Source organism: Streptomyces sp. NPDC006463, assembly GCF_042870715.1.
GTDB lineage: Bacteria > Actinomycetota > Actinomycetes > Streptomycetales > Streptomycetaceae > Streptomyces.
Map to the genome: position 1 here is coordinate 1 of NZ_JBIAHP010000004.1, position 16,447 is coordinate 16,447.

General features: G+C 70.1%; 8 protein-coding genes, 1 tRNA gene and 1 rRNA gene. 8 read left to right on the forward strand and 2 right to left on the reverse strand.

What is annotated here, in order from left to right; genetic code table 11:
• The first annotated feature begins 140 nt into the window (after window positions 1–140).
• Both rrf and ACFYOB_RS09265 read left to right on the forward strand, forming a co-directional pair.
• A 5S ribosomal RNA gene (gene rrf / locus ACFYOB_RS09260) occupies window positions 141–257 on the forward strand.
• Window positions 258–262: 5 nt separating this feature from the next.
• Window positions 263–338: transfer RNA gene (locus tag ACFYOB_RS09265), tRNA-Thr, on the forward strand.
• A gap of 54 nt (window positions 339–392) precedes the next feature.
• On the opposite strand, the gene ACFYOB_RS09270 is transcribed toward ACFYOB_RS09265, so the two are convergent.
• Both ACFYOB_RS09270 and ACFYOB_RS09275 read right to left on the reverse strand, forming a co-directional pair.
• On the reverse strand, window positions 393–842 hold the full coding sequence (locus tag ACFYOB_RS09270) for a hypothetical protein (RefSeq protein WP_388556822.1): 450 nt from the start codon (window positions 840–842) through the stop codon (window positions 393–395).
• Window positions 843–904: 62 nt separating this feature from the next.
• The gene (locus tag ACFYOB_RS09275; RefSeq protein WP_388556825.1) at window positions 905–3,487 is read right to left on the reverse strand and encodes a SpoIIE family protein phosphatase; all 2,583 of its coding nucleotides are present in this window, start codon (window positions 3,485–3,487) and stop codon (window positions 905–907) included.
• Between the two features lie 166 nt (window positions 3,488–3,653).
• Here ACFYOB_RS09275 and ACFYOB_RS09280 point away from each other — a divergent pair, with 166 nt between their 5' ends.
• From ACFYOB_RS09280 to pgsA, 6 genes are all read left to right on the forward strand, one after another.
• Complete coding sequence (locus tag ACFYOB_RS09280; protein WP_388556828.1) at window positions 3,654–9,197, forward strand: HAMP domain-containing protein; 5,544 nt, start codon at window positions 3,654–3,656, stop codon at window positions 9,195–9,197.
• A gap of 274 nt (window positions 9,198–9,471) precedes the next feature.
• Window positions 9,472–10,155, forward strand: coding sequence for a two-component system response regulator (locus tag ACFYOB_RS09285; protein WP_388556831.1), 684 nt, complete (start codon window positions 9,472–9,474; stop codon window positions 10,153–10,155).
• A 127-nt stretch (window positions 10,156–10,282) separates the two neighbouring features.
• Window positions 10,283–13,045 carry a DNA translocase FtsK gene (locus tag ACFYOB_RS09290; protein WP_388556834.1) on the forward strand — a complete coding sequence of 921 codons (2,763 nt, stop codon included), beginning with the start codon at window positions 10,283–10,285 and terminating at the stop codon, window positions 13,043–13,045.
• A gap of 220 nt (window positions 13,046–13,265) precedes the next feature.
• Window positions 13,266–14,162 carry a helix-turn-helix domain-containing protein gene (locus ACFYOB_RS09295; RefSeq protein ID WP_388556837.1) on the forward strand — a complete coding sequence of 299 codons (897 nt, stop codon included), beginning with the start codon at window positions 13,266–13,268 and terminating at the stop codon, window positions 14,160–14,162.
• Window positions 14,163–14,288: 126 nt separating this feature from the next.
• On the forward strand, window positions 14,289–15,782 hold the full coding sequence (gene rimO, locus ACFYOB_RS09300) for a 30S ribosomal protein S12 methylthiotransferase RimO (protein ID WP_388556841.1): 1,494 nt from the start codon (window positions 14,289–14,291) through the stop codon (window positions 15,780–15,782).
• Window positions 15,779–16,435: a CDP-diacylglycerol--glycerol-3-phosphate 3-phosphatidyltransferase gene (pgsA, locus tag ACFYOB_RS09305; RefSeq protein ID WP_376681679.1), complete on the forward strand. Its 657-nt coding sequence runs from the start codon at window positions 15,779–15,781 to the stop codon at window positions 16,433–16,435. The genes rimO and pgsA overlap by 4 nt, the downstream gene beginning before the upstream one ends.
• Window positions 16,436–16,447 lie beyond the last annotated feature (12 nt).

A 16,447-nucleotide genomic window follows, 5' to 3' on the forward strand; every position in this document is an offset into this window, starting at 1 on the left:
CCAGATGTGGAAGCCCGGTAACGGGTGAAGCTGACTGGTACTAATAGGCCGAGGGCTTGTCCTCAGTTGCTCGCGTCCACTGTGTTAGTTCTGAAATAACGAACGGCTGTGTCAACGCCAGCGTTCAAATTTCATAGTGTTTCGGTGGCCATAGCGTTAGGGAAACGCCCGGTTACATTCCGAACCCGGAAGCTAAGCCTTTCAGCGCCGATGGTACTGCAGGGGGGACCCTGTGGGAGAGTAGGACGCCGCCGAACAACCCGCCCTTTTAGCTCAGTCGGTAGAGCGTCTCCATGGTAAGGAGAAGGTCAACGGTTCGATTCCGTTAAAGGGCTCCAACAAAGAAGGCCCCCGCCAATAGGCGGGGGCCTTTTTGCGTTTGCGGGCTTCTTTCATCGCAGCTGGCCGGCCGCCGCGTCGATGAAGGAGCGCACAGCCTGCTCGAACTCGGACTCGATCCTGATGACCACCTGCCGGTCCTCCGCATGGGTGATCTCACCGACCTTCGCGAACACGGCTTCCACCAGTCGGCGCAGCTGCGGATCGTCGGCCACGAGCTGGATACGGAACGCGGCGGTTTCGGCCGCGGCTCCCAGACGGTCGCTCTCCAGGAAAGCCGCCAGCAGCAACTCTTCGTCGCGTGGGGAGCGCCGTTGGCGGAACCATAGGGTGATCTTCGCGCGTTTGAGATCCGTGACCGCCGCCGCGTAGCCGCTGTACGCGGCGAGGCGCTCTTGGCGCAGTCGTTCCCGGCGGGCCACGGCCTCTGTCCGTTCGGCCGTGCGGCGCTGGAAAAGGTAGGTGCTCAGGGAGCCGATCAAGGTGCCGGCGACGGCCACCACACTCGTCAAGACTGTGTCCACGGTGGTGAGTTGAGCACATCACGACCACGCGGGGCCAGAGACTAGTCGCCTTCGCGCTGGTGCGGGACGCGGAAGGCGAGGATCGCCATGTCGTCCGAGGCCGGTTCCGCCGCGAACCGTTCCACCGCGCGCAGGACGCGGGAGGCGACCGCGCCCGCAGTGAGGCCCGTGCACGTGGTGAGGACCTCCGCGAGGCCGTCGTCGCCGAGCATGCGGGTGCCCTCGCGGCGCTCGGTCACGCCGTCCGTGACGCAGAGCAGCACGTCGCCCGGGTCCAGGGTGAGCGTCTGCTCGTACAGGTCCAGGTCGTCGATCACGCCCAGCAGGGGCTGCGGCTCCGCGGCCGCGCTGACCTCGCCGTTCGGGCGCAGGCGCAGCGGGAGCGGGTGGCCGGCGCAGACGACCTTCATGAGGGCGCCGCCGTCGGGCTGGGGGTGGAGTTCTCCGTAGAGGAGGGTGAGGAAGCGGCTGCGGGCGCCCTCGTCGAGGATGGCCGCGTTGAGCCGCTCCAGGACCGCCGGGCCGCCGAGGCCCTCGCGGGCCAGGAGGCGCAGGGCGTGGCGGGCCAGGCCGGTGACGGCGGCCGCCTCGGGGCCCGTACCGCAGACGTCGCCGATGGCGAAGCCGTACGCGCCGTCGCGGATCGGGAAGACGTCGTAGAAGTCGCCGCCCACCTCGTTGCCCTCGCCGGCCGCGCGGTAGATGACCTCGACCTCCATGCCGGGGATCGCGGGGGAACCGGGCGGGAGCAGGCTGCGCTGGAGGGAGCGGCTGATGGCCGTGCGCTCGGAGTAGAGGCGGGCGTTGTCGAGCGCGAGGGCGGCCCGGCGGGAGAGGTCCTCGGCGAGTTCGAGGATCTCCTGGCGGAAGTGCTCCTCGCTGGGCTTGCCGAGGGTGAGCATGCCGATGACGCGGTTGCGGGCGAGGAGGGGGAGGACCACCGTCTCGCCGCCGACCGCGAGAGCCGTTTCCGGCCACGGGCGGGCGCCGGCCTCGCGGACCGGTTCGGGCGGGCTGACCCGGGAGAGCAGGTCCTTGAGGCCGTCGATGCGCTCCTCGTCCTCGTGGAGGACGTAGGAGAGGTACGGGTCCGAGGACTGGTCGGCGATGGTGTAGACGGCGCACCAGGTGGCGAGGGTGGGGACGGTCATCTGGGCCATGAGGGCCAGGGTCTGGTCCCGGTCCAGGGTGCCGGCCAGCAGGTCGGAGGCCTCGACCAGGAAGGAGAGGGAGCCGCGGCGCAGGCGTTCCAGCTCGCCGAGGCGGGCGGACTCGACGGCGAGGGCGATGCGGTCTGCGGCGAACTGGAGGCGCAGGGCCTGTTCGTTGGAGTAGCGGCCGGGGACCTCGGCGGCGACGCCGAGGGAACCGGTGAGCCGGCCTTCGACCTTGAGGGGGACGGTGACCACGGAGCGCATGCCGGTGGACTCCAGGAGCGGGACGGCTCCGGGGACGGCGGTGAGGTCGTCGTGGACGGCGGGCATGCGGGCGGAGCCGTACCGGTTGGTGCCCGCCTCGACGGGGACGCGGGCGAAGCGCTGACGGGTCGAGGGCAGGCCGGTGGTCGCGCGGACCTCCAGCTCGGTCTCGTCGTCGGTGGCCAGCAGCAGGAAGGCGGCGTCTGCGTCGAGCAGGTCGCGGGCCCGTTCGACGGTGCGCTGGAGGAGGCCGTCGAGATCGTCGGGGGCGGGGGAGCCGATGAAGACCTCGAAGGGGTCCGTCGGGCGGGGCTCGGTGAGCTGGCCGCCGTCCGCCGGGACCCGTACCGGCGTCTGGAGCAGGGCGCGCTCGTCGTCGTGGACGAGCAGGCAGACGATGGAGGGCTCGCCATGGGCATCGCGTACCCGCAGGTGTGAGGCGTAAACGGGGATCACCCGGCCGTCGGCGCCGCGGATCCCGTAACTGCCCTCCCAGCGGGACAGGCGCAGGGCCTCGGCGATGCCGGTGCCGGTGCCGGGGGTCTGGGGCCAGGCGGCGAGCTCGGCGAGCGGGCGGCCGACGGCCTTCTCGGCGGGGTAGCCGAAGATGTGCTCGGCGTCCTCGTTCCAGGCGGAGACGGCATCGGCGGAGTCGATCTGGACGACGGCGACGCGGACCCGGTTGTCGGCGAGGGGGAGCAGCTGGTCGGGGACGACGGGCCCCGCGGACCGGGTACCGACCGGCCGGTCCGGGAGGTCGAGGCGGAACCACACGTGTTTGTGGGTGGCGGTGTACTCGACGCCCCAGCGGGTGGCGAGGGCGGCGCAGAGCATCAGGCCGCGGCCGCTCTCGCGGTCGGGGTCGGCGTACGGGCGCTCGCCGGGGTGCTGGAGGGGCAGCTCGCGCTCCGGGTACCGGTCGGCGACCTCGACCCGTACGCCGTCCTCGGTGCGCAGGCACAGGACCTCGGCCCGGGTTCCGGCGTGGACCACGGCATTGGTGACGAGCTCGCTGGTGAGTACCACCGCGTCGTCGACGATGTCCGCGAAGCCCCAGCCCTGCAGGGTGTCGCGGACGAACGTGCGGGCAGCGGCGACCGAGCGCCCGAGGGGGTCGAAGCTGGCAGCCGCCCGTGCCGTGATCACGATTCTCCTTCGACGCGGTTGGACAACGGGTGCCAGGTTACTTACCTTCGCGGTCGGCATGGTGCCGTCGTCTGGGAATCCACCCCGCAGGGTACGGCCGGTGTGCGATGGTGCCGAAGTGTTATGGCCTGGTTCGGCCAGGGTGAAACACTGGGCAGGCTTGAAGAGCCGGGCAGGACAGTCAACACCCGGTGGAACAGCGGTCGACCCTTTCGGGAGGGACACGGTGGAGTCTGGCGCAGCGGTGCGGCGTACGGGAACGCGGCCGAAGGGCGGGCGGTCCCGGCGAGGCGGCACGACGGAGGTCGATACCGCCGCTCTGAACCGGCTGCTCACGGCCCTGGTGTCGATGCGGGACGGGAACTTCCGCAAGCGGCTGACGGTGTCCGGCGAGGGCGTGATGGCGGAGATCGCCGCCGTCTACAACGAGGTCGCCGACCGCAATCTGCACCTGACCGGGGAGCTGTCCCGGGTGCGGCGGATGGTGGGCCGAGAGGGCAAGCTGAGCGAACGGCTTGAAACAGGTGCCTGTGAGGGCTCCTGGGCGGCCGCCATCGACGCCTCGAACCAGTTGGTGGACGATCTCGCCCGGCCGGTGTCCGAGGTGGGCCGGGTGCTGTCGGCGGTGGCCGAGGGCGATCTGGACCAGCGGATGGACCTGCGGACGCAGACCGCGGAGGGGACCGGGCATCCGCTGCGCGGCGAGTTCCTGAAGGTCGGGCGTACGGTCAACAACCTGGTCGACCAGCTGTCCGCGTTCACCGACGAGGTGACGCGCGTGGCGCTGGAGGTGGGTACCGAGGGCAAGCTCGGCGGCCAGGCCCAGGTGCGCGGAATGTCCGGATCCTGGAAGGATCTGACCGACTCCGTCAACACGATGGCGTACCGGCTCACCGCTCAGGTGCGTGATATTGCCCTCGTCACGACCGCGGTGGCGAAGGGCGACCTGTCGCGCAAGGTCACGGTGCACGTGGCCGGCGAGATGCTCCAGCTGAAGAACACCGTGAACACGATGGTGGACCAGCTGTCGTCCTTCTCCTCCGAGGTGACCCGGGTCGCCCGCGAGGTGGGTACGGAGGGCGAGCTGGGCGGCCAGGCGAAGGTGCCCGGGGTCGCGGGTGTGTGGAAGGACCTGACCGACTCCGTCAACACCATGGCCGGCAACCTGACGGCCCAGGTGCGCGGGATCGCGCAGGTGACGACGGCGGTCGCGAACGGTGACCTGTCGCAGAAGGTACGGGTGAGCGCGCGCGGCGAGGTGGCGCAGCTGGCCGAAACGATCAATCAGATGACCGAGACGCTGCGGACCTTCGCGGACGAGGTCACACGTGTGGCCAGCGAGGTCGGGGCGAAGGGTCTGCTCGGCGGCCAGGCGCAGGTGCCGGGCGCCGCGGGGACGTGGAAGGACCTCACCGATTCGGTGAACACGGTCTTCCGCAACCTCACCACGCAGGTGCGGGACATCGCGCAGGTGACGACGGCGGTGGCCAACGGCGACCTGTCGCAGAAGGTCACCGTGGACGTGGCCGGCGAGATGCTGGAGCTGAAGAACACCGTCAACACGATGGTGGACCAGCTCCAGTCCTTCGGTGCGGAAGTGACACGTGTGGCCCGTGAGGTCGGCGTCGAGGGTGAACTGGGCGGTCAGGCGCAGGTGCCGGGCGCCGCGGGGACGTGGAAGGACCTCACCGATTCGGTGAACACCGCCTTCCGCAACCTCACCGGTCAGGTCCGCAACATCGCGCAGGTGACGACGGCGGTGGCCAACGGCGACCTGTCGCAGAAGGTCACCGTGGACGTCTCGGGTGAGATGCTCCAGCTGAAGAACACCGTGAACACGATGGTGGACCAGCTGTCGTCCTTCGCCGACCAGGTCACGCGGATGGCCCGGGACGTGGGTACGGAGGGCCGGCTCGGCGGCCAGGCCCGGGTGGAGGGGGTGTCCGGCACCTGGAAGGAGCTCACCGACTCCGTCAACTTCATGGCCGGGAACCTGACTTCGCAGGTGCGCCAGATCGCCCAGGTGACCACGGCGGTGGCCCGTGGTGACCTGTCGCAGAAGATCGACGTGGACGCCCGGGGCGAGATCCTGGAGCTGAAGAACACCATCAACACGATGGTCGACCAGCTCTCGGCCTTCGCGGAGCAGGTCACGCGGGTCGCCCGGGACGTGGGTACGGAAGGCCGGCTCGGCGGCCAGGCGCAGGTGCCGGGCGTGGCGGGCGTGTGGCGGGATCTGACGGATTCCGTGAACGGCATGGCCGGGAACCTGACCTCGCAGGTGCGCAACATCGCGCAGGTCGCCACGGCGGTGGCGCGCGGTGACCTGTCGCAGAAGATCGACGTGGACGCCCGGGGCGAGATCCTGGAGCTGAAGAACACCCTCAACACGATGGTCGACCAGCTCTCGAACTTCGCGGAGCAGGTGACGAGGGTCGCCCGCGAGGTGGGTACCGAGGGCATCCTCGGCGGTCAGGCGGAGGTGAAGGGTGTCTCCGGCACCTGGAAGGACCTCACCCAGTCCGTCAACTTCATGGCGAACAACCTGACGTCCCAGGTGCGCAACATCGCCGAGGTGACCACCGCGGTCGCGATGGGCGACCTCTCCAAGAAGATCACGGTCGACGCGAAGGGCGAGATCCTCGAACTCGTCACGACCGTGAACACGATGGTGGACCAGCTGTCGTCGTTCGCGGAGCAGGTGACGCGGGTGGCCCGCGAGGTGGGCTCCGAGGGCATTCTGGGCGGACAGGCCCGGGTGCGCGGGGTGACGGGCATCTGGAAGGACCTGACCGACAACGTCAACCTGATGGCCAACAACCTGACGTCGCAGGTGCGCAACATCTCGCAGGTCTCGGCGGCGGTCGCCAACGGCGACCTGACGAAGAAGGTCACCGTCGAGGCGCGCGGCGAGGTCGCGCAGCTCGCCGACACCGTCAACACGATGGTGAAGACCCTGTCGTCGTTCGCCGACGAGGTCACGCGCGTGGCCCGCGAGGTGGGTACGGAGGGCCGGCTCGGCGGCCAGGCGCACGTGCCGGGCGTCTCGGGGACGTGGAAGGACCTCACCGACTCGGTGAACTTCATGGCCTCGAACCTCACCGGCCAGGTGCGGCAGATCGCCATGGTCACGACCGCCATCGCCAAGGGCGACATGACCAAGAAGATCGACATCGACGCCCGGGGCGAGATCCTGGAGCTGAAGACCACCATCAACACGATGGTCGACCAGCTGTCCTCCTTCGCCGACCAGGTGACGCGGGTGGCCCGCGAGGTGGGTACGGAGGGCATCCTGGGCGGCCAGGCCCGCGTCCGGGACGTCGACGGCACCTGGCGGGACCTGACGGAGTCCGTGAACGAGATGGCCGGGAACCTCACCCGGCAGGTGCGCGCGATCGCGGCCGTGGCCACCGCGGTGACCCGCGGCGACCTGAGCCTGAAGGTCGACGTGGACGCGGCGGGCGAGATCCAGGTCCTCCAGGACAACATCAACACGATGATCGTCAACCTGCGCGACACCACCTTGGCCAACAAGGAGCAGGACTGGCTCAAGGGCAACCTGGCCCGGATCTCCGCGCTGATGCAGGGTCGCCGGGAGCTCGACGACGTGGCCTCGCTGATCATGAGCGAGCTCACTCCGGTGGTCTCGGCGCAGCACGGCGCGTTCTTCCTGGCCCTGCCGGCCGGCGGCACCAACGAGATCGGGACGGAGGGCGGCGCGGACGGCTCGTACGAGCTGCGGATGCGCGGGAGTTACGCGTACGCGGGAGGCCAGGTGCCCACCTCCTTCCGGCCCGGGGAGGGCCTGATCGGGACCGTCGCCGAGGAGAAGCGGACGATCCTCGTCGAGAACACCCCGCCCGGCTACCTGAAGATCTCCTCCGGGCTCGGTGAGGCGCCGCCCGCGCACGTGATCGTGCTGCCGGTGCTCTTCGAGGGGAAGGTGCTCGGCGTCATCGAGCTGGCGTCGTTCACGCCCTTCACGCAGATCCAGAAGGACTTCCTCAGCCAGATCGCCGAGATGATCGGTACGAGCGTCAACACCATCAGCGTCAACTCCAAGACGGAGATGCTGCTGAAGCAGTCGCAGGAGATGACCGAGCAGCTGCGGGAGCGCTCCGACGAGTTGGAGAACCGGCAGAAGGCCCTGCAGGCCGCCAACGCGGAGTTGGAGGAGAAGGCCGAGCTGCTGGCGCAGCAGAACCGGGACATCGAGGTGAAGAACACCGAGATCGAGGAGGCCCGGCAGGTCCTGGAGGAGCGTGCCGAGCAGCTCGCGGTCTCGATGCGCTACAAGTCCGAGTTCCTGGCGAACATGTCGCACGAGCTGCGGACCCCGCTCAACTCGCTGCTGATCCTGGCCAAGCTGCTCGCCGACAACGCGGACGAGAACCTCTCGCCGAAGCAGGTGGAGTTCGCGGAGACCATCCACGGCGCGGGCTCGGACCTGCTCCAGCTGATCAACGACATCCTGGACCTGTCGAAGGTCGAGGCCGGGAAGATGGACGTCTCGCCGACCCGGATCGCGCTGGTCCAGCTCGTGGACTACGTGGAGGCGACGTTCCGGCCGCTGACCGCGGAGAAGGGGCTCGACTTCTCGGTACGCGTCTCCCCGGAGCTGCCGGCCACCTTGCACACGGACGAGCAGCGCCTCCTGCAGGTGCTGCGCAACCTGCTGTCGAACGCGGTGAAGTTCACCGACAGCGGGGCGGTGGAGCTGGTGATCCGGCCCGCCGGGGCCGATGTGCCGACGGCGATCCGCGAGCAGTTGCTGGAGGCCGGTTCGCTGCGGGAGGCCGACGCGGACCTGATCGCCTTCTCGGTGACCGACACCGGGATCGGGATCGCGGCGAGCAAGATGCTGGTGATCTTCGAGGCGTTCAAGCAGGCCGACGGGACGACCAGCCGCAAGTACGGGGGTACGGGCCTGGGCCTGTCCATCAGCCGGGAGATCGCCCGGCTGCTGGGCGGGGAGATCCACGCGGCCAGCGAGCCCGGCCGCGGGTCCACCTTCACGCTGTACCTGCCGCTGCACCCGAGCGAGCTGCCCCCGCAGGGGTACGCGCCGCCCACGCCCGGCGGTGGCCGCGCGGAGCTGTACCGCAGGCCGGCCGAGGACGCGAGGCCCGCGCTGCCGACGGCTCCGGTGGCGCCCGTACCGACGGCTCCGGTGCAGGCTCAGCCCGCGAGGGCGGAGCGGGCGGGCCTGGCGGGCTCCGAGCAGGCCGGACAGGGCCAGGGCGGCGGCGCCGCGCTGTTCCGGCGGCGGCGCAAGCCGCTGAGCGACCTGGAGCCCCGTACGGCCGTGCCGGGGCAGCCGGGCGCGGTGGGGGCCGAGGACGCCTGGGGCAACCCGGAGGCGGAGCTTCCGGCCGCGCCCCGGACGTACGACTTCCACGGCGAGAAGGTGCTCATCGTGGACGACGACGTACGCAACGTCTTCGCGCTGACCAGCGTGCTGGAGCAGCACGGGCTGGCCGTGCTGTACGCGGAGAACGGGCGGGAGGGCATCGAGGTCCTGGAGCAGCACGACGACGTGACGGTCGTGCTGATGGACATCATGATGCCGGAGATGGACGGCTATGCGACGACCTCGGCGATCCGGCGGATGCCGCAGTTCGCGGGGCTGCCGATCATCGCGTTGACGGCGAAGGCGATGAAGGGGGACCGGGAGAAGGCGATCGACTCCGGTGCTTCCGACTACGTCACCAAGCCGGTCGACCCCGACTATCTGCTGTCGGTGATGGAACAGTGGATGCGCGGTAAGTGATCGGCGGGGGAGTGGACCGACGCCGGTTGCCGACTGACCGCGCCCGACGCGGTGTGGGAGGGTGGCAGACGGGGAACCTTCCGCTCTCCCACCGCGTTTCTGCTTCGTGCACAGTGACATCTTGGTGACAGGGTGTGGCGATCTCGGGACTGGGGCTACGATGACCGGCACAAGGACGGACGGCGCAAGGATGCCGTCCTCTGGGGCGGGGCTCGGCGTACAGGCCGGAGCCTGGAGCCGGGGAGGCCCCATGCCGGGGCGAGGAGGACAGGGCATGGTGCAGAAGGCCAAGATCCTCCTGGTCGACGACCGGCCGGAGAATCTGCTGGCGCTGGAGGCCATCCTCTCCGCGCTCGATCAGACACTGGTCAGGGCGTCGTCAGGGGAGGAAGCGCTCAAGGCGCTGCTGACGGACGATTTCGCGGTGATCCTGCTGGATGTGCAGATGCCGGGAATGGACGGATTCGAGACCGCTGCGCACATCAAGCGGCGGGAGCGGACCCGGGACATCCCGATCATCTTCCTGACCGCGATCAACCACGGTCCGCACCACACCTTCCGCGGCTACGCGGCGGGCGCGGTGGACTACATCTCCAAGCCCTTCGACCCGTGGGTGCTGCGGGCCAAGGTCTCGGTTTTCGTGGAGCTGTACACGAAGAACTGCCAGCTCCGGGAGCAGGCGGCCCTGCTGCGGCTCCAGCTGGAGGGCGGCGGTCCGACCGGTGTGGACGGCAGCAAGGAGACGGCCGGTCTGCTGGCCGAGCTCTCCGCGCGGCTCGCGGCGGTCGAGGAGCAGGCCGAGGCGCTGACCAAGCAGCTCGGCGAGGACTCGGCCGAGGCGGCGGTGGTGGCGACCGCGGCCCATCTGGAGCGCAAACTGACCGGACTGCGGCGGGCGCTCGACGCGCTGGAGCCCGGGACCGGCGGGGGAGCGCCCGTACTGCCGCTGCAGGGCTGAGCGGCAAGCGGTCTGGTGGTGCGTCAGGTCTGGTGGTGCGTCAAAGCGGCCACGGGACGGGCGACACGAACGGGTGAAGGGGTGGGCACGCGTGTCCACCGGCACGGACACCGGTAATCTCGGGCCCATGGCCTCACGTACGTCCGGCAAGGGTTCCCAGAGCACCGCGGGCACCGCGAAGGGCCGCACCGGCCGTACGTCGGCGCCGGCGAAGAAGGCGGCTCCTGTGCGCAAGCCCCCAGCGAAGAAGGCCGCCGCCGCCAGGCGCGCCCCCGCCAAGAAGGCCGCGCCCAAGCCCGCGCCGTCCCCGACCGGGGGCGTGGTGCGGCTGGTGCGCGCCGTCTGGCTGGGCTGCGCGCACGCGGTCGGCGCGATCTTCAGGGGGATCGGCCAGGGTGCGAGGAACCTCGACCCCGCCCACCGCAAGGACGGCGTCGCGCTGCTGCTGCTCGCCCTCGCACTGATCGTGGCCGCCGGGACCTGGTCGAACCTGAGCGGTCCCGTCGGCGATCTGGTCACCATGCTGATCACCGGTGCGTTCGGACGACTGGATCTGCTCGTCCCGATCCTGCTCGGCGTCATGGCGGTGCGCTTCATCCGCCATCCCGAACAGACCGACGCCAACGGCCGGATCGGGGTCGGGCTCTCCGCCCTCGTCATCGGGGTGCTGGGCCTGGTCCACATCGCCTGCGGGGCGCCCGGCCGGGACGAGGGCACCACCGCGATGCAGAACGCGGGAGGGCTCATCGGCTGGGGCGCCTCCAAGCCGCTGATCTTCACCATGGGCGCGCCGCTGGCCGTACCGATGCTGGTGCTGCTGACGGTCTTCGGCCTGCTCGTGGTCACCGCGACCCCGGTCAACGCGATCCCGCAGCGGCTGCGGCGACTGGGCATCAAGCTCGGCATCATCGCCCCGAACGAGTACGACGAGGGCTACGGCGAGGCCGAGGCGGGCGCCGACCGGCACGATCCGGAGCAGTGGCGGGCTCGTACCGGAGCCGGCGCCGGTCCGGCCGATCCGGTGGACTCCGCCGAGGAGGAGGCCCTCGCCCGGCGGCGCCGGCCGAAGCGGGCCCCGGCCCGGCCGGCCATGAACCGGGAGATGGACGCCGTCGACGTGGCCGCGGCCGCCGCCGCCGCGCTGGACGGCGCGGTCTACGGCGGGCTGCCGCCCTCGCCGCTCGTCGCAGACCTCACCCAGGGCATCTCCGCCCCGCGGGAGACCGGGGAGAACACCGCTCCCGTGCCGCCCGCCCGCGAGGAGCGCCCCGCACCGTCCACGGCGCCCGCCGCCGAGAAGCCGCACGCCACCACCTCCGCGGCCTCCGGGACGCTGGCGGTGCCCGACCTGACCAAGGCCCCGCCGCAGGCCCAGCCCCTGCCGCCGCGCGCCGAGCAGCTCCAGCTGCGCGGGGACATCACGTACGCGCTGCCCTCGCTCGACCTGCTGGAGAAGGGCGGGCCGGGCAAGACCCGCAGCGCCGCCAACGACGCGGTGGTGGCGTCGCTGCGCAACGTGTTCACCGAGTTCAAGGTCGACGCGGACGTCACCGGCTTCACCCGGGGCCCGACCGTCACCCGGTACGAGGTCACCCTCGGCGCGGCGGTCAAGGTCGAGCGGATCACCGCGCTGACCAAGAACATCGCCTACGCCGTGGCCTCGCCGGACGTGCGGATCATCAGCCCGATCCCGGGCAAGTCGGCGGTCGGCATCGAGATCCCGAACACCGACCGCGAGATGGTCAACCTGGGCGACGTGCTGCGGCTCGCGGACGCCGCCGAGGACGACCACCCGATGCTGGTCGCGCTCGGCAAGGACGTCGAGGGCGGCTACGTCATGGCCAACCTCGCCAAGATGCCGCACGTGCTGGTGGCCGGAGCCACCGGTTCCGGAAAGTCCTCGTGCATCAACTGCCTGATCACCTCCGTCATGGTCCGCGCGACCCCGGAGGACGTGCGGATGGTGCTGGTGGACCCCAAGCGGGTGGAGCTGACGGCTTACGAGGGCATCCCGCACCTGATCACGCCGATCATCACCAACCCCAAGCGGGCCGCCGAGGCGCTCCAGTGGGTCGTGCGCGAGATGGACCTGCGCTACGACGACCTGGCCGCCTTCGGCTACCGGCACATCGACGACTTCAACCAGGCCATCCGGGACGGCAAGATCAAACTGCCGCCGGGCAGCGAGCGGGAGCTCAGCCCGTACCCGTACCTGCTGGTGATCGTCGACGAGCTGGCCGACCTGATGATGGTGGCCCCGCGTGACGTGGAGGACTCGATCGTCCGCATCACGCAGCTGGCCCGCGCGGCCGGCATCCATCTGGTGCTGGCGACCCAGCGGCCGTCGGTGGACGTGGTCACCGGCCTGATCAAGGCGAACGTGCCCTCGCGTCTGGCCTTCGCCACCTCCTCGCTCGCCGACAGCCGGGTCATCCTGGACCAGCCGGGCGCGGAGAAGCTGATCGGGAAGGGTGACGGGCTGTTCCTGCCGATGGGGGCGAACAAGCCGGTCCGCCTGCAGGGCGCCTTCGTCACCGAGGACGAGATCGCCGGGATCGTGCAGCACTGCAAGGACCAGATGGCGCCCGTCTTCCGGGACGACGTCACGGTCGGGCAGAAGCAGAAGAAGGAGATCGACGAGGACATCGGCGACGACCTGGACCTGCTGTGCCAGGCGGCGGAGCTGGTGGTCTCCACCCAGTTCGGCTCCACCTCGATGCTCCAGCGCAAGCTGCGGGTGGGTTTCGCCAAGGCCGGCCGGCTCATGGACCTCATGGAATCGCGGGGAATCGTCGGCCCGAGCGAGGGTTCGAAGGCGCGCGACGTCCTGCTGAAGGCCGATGAGCTGGACGGAGTGCTCGCCGTCATCCGCGGAGAGACACAACCGTAAGGAAACGGCGGGCAACCGTTTCCCTTGGGCCCGCGTCCAGTTGAAGGAAGGTGGCGACACCGCGTACGGCATCACGTACGGCGCGGGGCCGCCGCACCGGAGGGGATGCTTCCGCGCCATTCGGATGGCGTAGGAAGTGCACCCTCCGGTTGCTCCACCCTTTCGTCACCCCCCTAGACTGGACATCCAGCAGGTGGCTACACGCTCGAAAGGCGCACTCGTGTCCATCGGCAACGCCAACTCCCCCGAAGAAGAGCGGCCTTCGACCGACGACCGGTCCGAGGACCGCATCGTCGAACGCCCCGTCGAAGGACCGTCCATCGGGACGGCCCTCAAGAAGGCCCGGATCGCCGCCGGGCTCACCGTCGAAGAGGTCAGTTCCACCACCCGCGTGCGCATCCCGATCGTGCACGCGATCGAAGAGGACGACTTCACGCGCTGCGGCGGCGACGTCTACGCCCGCGGTCACATCCGTACGCTCGCCCGCGCCGTACACCTCGATCCGGAACCCCTGGTCGAGGCCTACGACGCGGCCCATGGCGGCCGGCCGGCACCCACCCCCGCCGCGCCGATGTTCGATGCCGAGCGGATCCGCCCCGAGAGGCAGCGGCCCAACTGGACCGCCGCCATGGTCGCCGCCATCGTCGCCGTGATCGGCTTCGTGGGCTTCACCGCCTTCAGCGGTGGCGACGAGAAGACCAAGCGGCCGGTGGCGGAAGGTTCCGCCTCCCCGAAGCCCGCGCCCAAGCAGTCCGGCGGCAAGCCGGCTGCCCAGCCCCCGCAGACCCCGCAGGCGCCCAAGCCGGAGCCTTCCGACAGTGCCATCGCCGCCGCGCCCAAGGACCTCGTCACGGTCGTCCTGACGGCCGACACCGGCGAGAGCTGGATCTCCGCGAAGGACCACAGCGGCCGCCTGCTCTTCGACGGCACCCTCGCCCAGGGTGAGTCCAAGACCTTCACGGACAAGGAGTCCGTCGACCTCGTGCTCGGCGATGCCGGCGCCCTGAAGCTGTTCGTGAACGGCAAGGAGATCAAGGACGACTTCCAGTCGGGTCAGGTGGAACGTCTCACATACACGAAGGAAGACCCCCTCCAGGGACAGCCCCAGGCGGGCTGACCCGAGGCCGCCCTAGGGCGGAACGCTTTGATCCGGATCCCCGGGGTGCCGCACCGCACCCCGGGGATCTTGCTGCAAGGGGACTTGAGGCGGGGGCCGCCGCCGGGACGAAGTAGTCTTGAGTCCATGCCCGAACGCCGTACCGTCGCCCTTGTCACTCTTGGCTGCGCCCGTAACGAGGTGGACTCGGAGGAGCTCGCAGGCCGCTTGGCGGCGGATGGCTGGGAGCTCGTCGAGGATGCCGCCGATGCGGACGTAGCCGTCGTCAACACCTGCGGCTTCGTCGAAGCCGCCAAGAAGGACTCCGTAGACGCCCTGCTGGAAGCCAACGATCTCAAGGATCACGGCAAGACCCAGGCCGTCGTCGCCGTCGGCTGTATGGCCGAGCGCTACGGCAAGGAGCTCGCCGAAGCGCTTCCCGAGGCCGACGGAGTCCTCGGTTTCGACGACTACGCGGACATCTCCGACCGCCTCCAGACCATCCTGAACGGCGGCATCCACGCCTCCCACACCCCGCGCGACCGGCGCAAGCTGCTGCCGATCAGCCCGGCGGAGCGCCAGGACGCCGAGGTGGCGCTTCCCGGCCACGCGCAGGAGCCCGCCGAGGCCCCCGCTGACCTGCCGGACGGGCTCGCGCCCGCCTCCGGGCCGCGCGCACCCCTGCGCCGCCGCCTCGACAAGAGCCCCGTGGCCTCGGTGAAGCTGGCCTCCGGCTGCGACCGGCGCTGCTCCTTCTGCGCCATCCCGTCCTTCCGCGGCTCCTTCATCTCCCGCCGTCCCAGCGACGTGCTGGGCGAGACCCGCTGGCTCGCCGAGCAGGGCGTCAAGGAGATCATGCTGGTCTCCGAGAACAACACCTCGTACGGCAAGGACCTCGGCGACATCCGGCTGCTGGAGACCCTGCTGCCCGAGCTGGCCGAGGTGGACGGCATCGAGCGCGTCCGCGTCAGCTACCTCCAGCCCGCCGAGATGCGGCCCGGCCTGATCGACGTACTGACCTCGACCCCGAAGGTCGTCCCGTACTTCGACCTCTCCTTCCAGCACTCGGCCCCCGACGTGCTGCGCGCCATGCGCCGCTTCGGTGACACCGACCGGTTCCTGGAACTGCTGGACACCATCCGCTCCAAGGCCCCGCAGGCGGGTGTCCGGTCCAACTTCATCGTCGGTTTCCCCGGCGAGAAGGAGTCGGACTTCGCCGAGCTGGAGCGTTTCCTCACCCACGCCCGCCTCGACGCCATCGGTGTCTTCGGCTACTCCGACGAGGACGGCACCGAGGCCGTCACCTACGACCACAAGCTGGACGAGGACACCATCGCCGAGCGGCTCGCGCACATGCAGCGGCTCGCCGAGGAGCTCACCTCGCAGCGCGCGGAGGAGCGGATCGGGGAGACCCTGGAGGTACTCGTCGAGACCGTCGTCCCCCTGGACGAGGCGGAGGAAGGCGAGGGCGCCTACGGGCGCGCCGCCCACCAGGCCCCCGAGACCGACGGCCAGGTCGTCTTCACGGACGGCACGGGACTGGTCCCCGGGCGTATCGTCACGGCGAAGGTGGTCGGCACCCTGGGTGTGGACCTGGTGGCCGAGCCCCTGGGCACGGAATTTGAGGAGGCGGCCGGATGACCGGAGTCCCGGCATCTGCGGCGGGCGGGACCGGCCGCCGGCCCGCGCCCGGCGCGAAGCTGGGAGCCGCGGCGGTCAATCAGGCCAGCCTGTGGAACATCGCCAACATCCTGACGATGATCAGGCTCGTGCTGGTGCCGGGCTTCGTCTTCCTGCTGCTGGCCGAGGGCGGTTACGACCCGGCCTGGCGCGCCTGGGCCTGGGCGGCGTTCGCCGTCGCCATGATCACGGACATCTTCGACGGGCACCTGGCCCGGACGTACAACCTGGTCACGGACTTCGGCAAGATCGCCGACCCCATCGCCGACAAGGCGATCATGGGATCCGCGCTGATCTGCCTCTCCTGGCTGGGCGACCTGCCCTGGTGGGTGACGGGGCTGATCCTCGGGCGGGAGCTCGGGATCACGCTCATGCGCTTCTGGGTGATCCGCTACGGAGTGATTCCGGCCAGCCGGGGCGGCAAGCTCAAGACCCTGGCGCAGGGAACGGCCGTGGGCATGTACGTGCTCGCGCTGACCGGCGCGCTGGCGACCATGCGCTTCTGGGTGATGGCGCTCGCCGTCGTGCTGACCGTCGTCACCGGTTTGGACTACATCCGGCAGGCGGTCGTGCTGCGTCGCAAGGGCCTCGCTGCGGAGCGGGCCGCGACGTGACAGACGCGGCGG

Bases quoted from the DNA above. Each gene is read 5' to 3' on its own strand.
- ACFYOB_RS09275 (WP_388556825.1), bottom strand. From the start codon at position 3,487: ATGCCGACCGCGAAGGTAAGTAACCTGGCACCCGTTGTCCAACCGCGT.
- ACFYOB_RS09285 (WP_388556831.1), top strand. From the start codon at position 9,472: ATGGTGCAGAAGGCCAAGATCCTCCTGGTCGACGACCGGCCGGAGAAT.
- ACFYOB_RS09290 (WP_388556834.1), top strand. From the start codon at position 10,283: ATGGCCTCACGTACGTCCGGCAAGGGTTCCCAGAGCACCGCGGGCACC.
- rimO (WP_388556841.1), top strand. From the start codon at position 14,289: ATGCCCGAACGCCGTACCGTCGCCCTTGTCACTCTTGGCTGCGCCCGT.
- pgsA (WP_376681679.1), top strand. From the start codon at position 15,779: ATGACCGGAGTCCCGGCATCTGCGGCGGGCGGGACCGGCCGCCGGCCC.